The 3,483-nt window shown below is 39.5% G+C and carries 1 protein-coding gene; it reads left to right on the top strand.

Features of this window, described 5'->3' with window-relative positions; translation table 11 throughout:
- Nucleotides 1-3,155 (top strand): VCBS repeat-containing protein (locus tag H7254_RS16220; RefSeq protein WP_301933960.1); only part of this gene is annotated, 3,155 nt, incomplete at its 5' end.
- Between the last annotated feature and the right edge of the window lie 328 nt (nt 3,156-3,483).

Below are 3,483 nucleotides of genomic sequence, written 5' to 3'. Positions count from 1 at the left end.
ATTACCTGTATTACTATAACGGCGGTGGCGTTGCCATCGCCGATTTTAATAATGATGGGTTACCCGATATTTATTTTACCAGCAACCAGGGCAGCAATAAATTATACCTCAATAAAGGCGGGTTTAAATTTGAAGATATTACGGATAAAGCGGGTGTACAGGGAAAGGGAAACTGGAAAACCGGCGTTACCGTTGCTGATGTAAACGGCGATGGCTTGCTGGATATTTATGTATGTGAAGTAGGCGGCTATAAAAGCTTTAAAGGCCGAAATGAATTGTTTATAAATAATGGAGACCTGACTTTTACCGAAAGCGCAGAAGCTTACGGCTTAGATATTGCCGGCTTTAACACCCAGGCTGTATTTTTTGATTATGACCATGATGGCGACCTCGACATGTTCCTGGTGAATCATTCCGTTCACTCCAGCCAAAGCTATGGTGACTCTTCCATGCGGCGGGTGAAAGATGAAGCCGCTGGTGATAAATTATTTAGAAACGATAGCACTGCAACTGGAAGAAAATTTGTTGAAGTAACAACGGAGGCAGGTATTTACAGCAGCATTATAGGGTATGGTTTAAATGTAGCAGTAGCAGATATTAATAATGATGGCTGGGATGATATTTATGTAAGCAACGATTTTCATGAAAATGATTATTACTATATCAATAACCACAATGGCACTTTTGCTGAAATAAACCGCAATGCTTTCGGTCACGAAAGCCGTTTTTCCATGGGCAGCGCCATTGCCGATATGAACAATGATGGCTGGCAGGATATCATTACACTCGACATGTTGCCGCCGGATGAAAAAACAATCAAGTCTTCTGCCGGAGAGGACCCATTGGACATCTACAATTTTAAACTGGGCTTTGGATATTATCATCAGTACTCCAGAAATTGCTTGCAGATAAACGCCGGTGGCGGAAAAAAATTCAGCGATATTGCTTTGTATGCTGGTATTGCTGCAACCGACTGGAGCTGGTCGCCATTGGCGGCCGATTTCGACAACGATGGTATTAAAGACTTGTTTATCACCAACGGTATTTTGCGACGGCCGAATGATCTTGATTTTGTAAAATTCTACTCCGCCAGGTCTGTAAATGATACCGGGCGGTCCGGGGATTTAGCAGCGATTAATAAAATGCCCCAAGGCAAAGTGAGCAACTATATTTTTAAAGGAACCGGTAGTTTAAAATTTATTGATAATACCGTTGCCTGGGGAATCAATCATCCGGGATTAAGCAACGGCGCTGCTTATGCTGATCTGGATAATGATGGCGACCTGGATATTGTAATCAATAACATCAACGAGCCTGCAACTATTTACAGAAATAATGCAGTGCAACAACTCGCCAATAATTTTATAGAAGTACAGCTAAAAGGCGATGTACAAAACAGGTTTGGCATTGGTGCAAAAGTTACTATTCAACAGAAAGATAAAATACAAACAGGTTTTATAAATGCCACCAAGGGTTTTGAAAGCGCTTCCCTTCAATACATTCATTTTGGTGCCGGTGCAGATTCTATCATTGATAAAATGGAAGTGGTTTGGCCGGATGGAAAATCACAAATACTTACGGGTGTAAAAACAAATCAGCGTTTAACCCTTTTGTATAAAGATGCAGGGACAAACACGCTAACTTTATTACCATCTCCCGATAAAGTACCCGTTAAAAAATTGTTTACAGATATCACTGATTCCATTCAACTGCCCTACAAACATCAGGAAAATAATTTCAACGATTTTAATGTACAAGCATTTATTCCGCACATGGTTTCTACGCAGGGGCCAAAGCTGGCGGTAGGCGATATCAATGGAGACGGGTTGGAAGACTTTTTTGTATGTGGTGCTGCAAACCAGCCAGGCACGTTGTTTCAGCAAACGGCTGCCGGTAAATTTGTTGCTACCAATCAAAAATTATTTTTGGCAGATGCGGCATGTGAAGATGTGAATGCATTATTTTTTGATGCCGATAAAGACGGAGACCTGGACTTGTATGTGGTGAGCGGCGGCAATGAAACTGAAGTAAAAATTCCTGCTTTATCAGATAGATTATACATCAACGATGGCAAAGGAAATTTTAGCAAATCAACAGGATTGCCCAATGTTTATGGAAATAAATCTGTAGCAATCGCTGCAGATATTGACCATGATGGTGATTTGGATTTATTTATTGGGGGGAGAGTGGTGGCTGGAAATTATGGAGCGATTCCGGATTCTTATTTATTGATAAATGACGGTAAGGGAAATTTTACCATCGCCAATGAATCAAATGCGCCGGGCCTTAATAAAGTTGGGATGGTTACAGATGCTGTATGGACTGACATTGATAAAGACGGCTGGGTGGATTTGGTTATAGTGGGAGAATGGATGCCGGTTACGGTGTATAAAAACCAAATGGGAAAATTGGTAAACTATACTGTTGCTGCAGGTTTACAAAACACCTCAGGCTTATGGACTACCATTCATGCAGCAGATTTAAACAACGATGGAACAGGCGAATTGCTGCTCGGCAATTGGGGTGAAAATTCAAAGCTGCATGCTGGTAAAAAATACCCTTTAAAATTATACATCGGCGATTTGGATAACAATGGTTCAATGGACCAAATACTTGCCATTGAAAAAGAAGGAAAGTATTACACTTTCCTGGGTAAAGAAGAAATAGAAAAACAATTACCTTCCCTGATGCGTAAAAAATATCTGTACTATGCAGCCTTTGCAGGGCAAACCATTGAACAGGTTTTTGGCGAAAAGCTAGATCATTCAAAAAAACTGGAAGCAAATATTTTGTCATCGGTTATGCTGACAAACAATGGGGCCGGAAAATATTCTGTAAACAATCTTCCTTCATACGTGCAATGGTCTCCGGTGTTCTCTTTTTTTACAGATGATGTAAATAAAGATGGTAAAACTGATATTATTTCGGCGGGTAATTTTTATGGTGTATTGCCTTACGAAGGCCGCTATGATGCAGGCTTTGGCAATGTATTGCTTAATGACCTAAACAATCATTTCAATGTGCTGTCTACTTATCAATCCGGCTTTTTGGCAAGTGGCGAAGTGAGAGATATCAAAAAAATAAAACTGGCCAATGGCAGCAAATGCTTACTGGTGGCTCAAAATAATGCCAATGTTCTTTTTTTTAAATATTGAATCGACGAAAGGTTTTAAAATCAGGTGACCGGTAAGATAATCTTCAGTTTCTCCCCTCTTACTGTTTTCCAAAATAGTTTTTTATCGCTGGTAATCCTTCTGCGCTTAATTTTAGTTTTAAAACTGGTGCCGCAATATTTTTAAAAAATATAGCAATTAATTTTTTACAGGGCAATAATTTGCTGGAGGCTGATGTAATAAAAAAAATATCTGGCTTGTATCCTGCTAACAAAATAATTCAATATCAGGTATACAATAAGCAATTGGTTGAAGGGTTAACGGCTGATGAAAAAGAGGGTGTAGTAAGAATATTTGAATAACTTATTCT

It is taken from the genome of Ferruginibacter sp., from assembly GCF_014377975.1.
Classification (GTDB): domain Bacteria; phylum Bacteroidota; class Bacteroidia; order Chitinophagales; family Chitinophagaceae; genus Ferruginibacter.
Note: the sequence above shows the minus strand (reverse complement) of the source record. Positions and strands in the feature narration are given on the sequence as shown.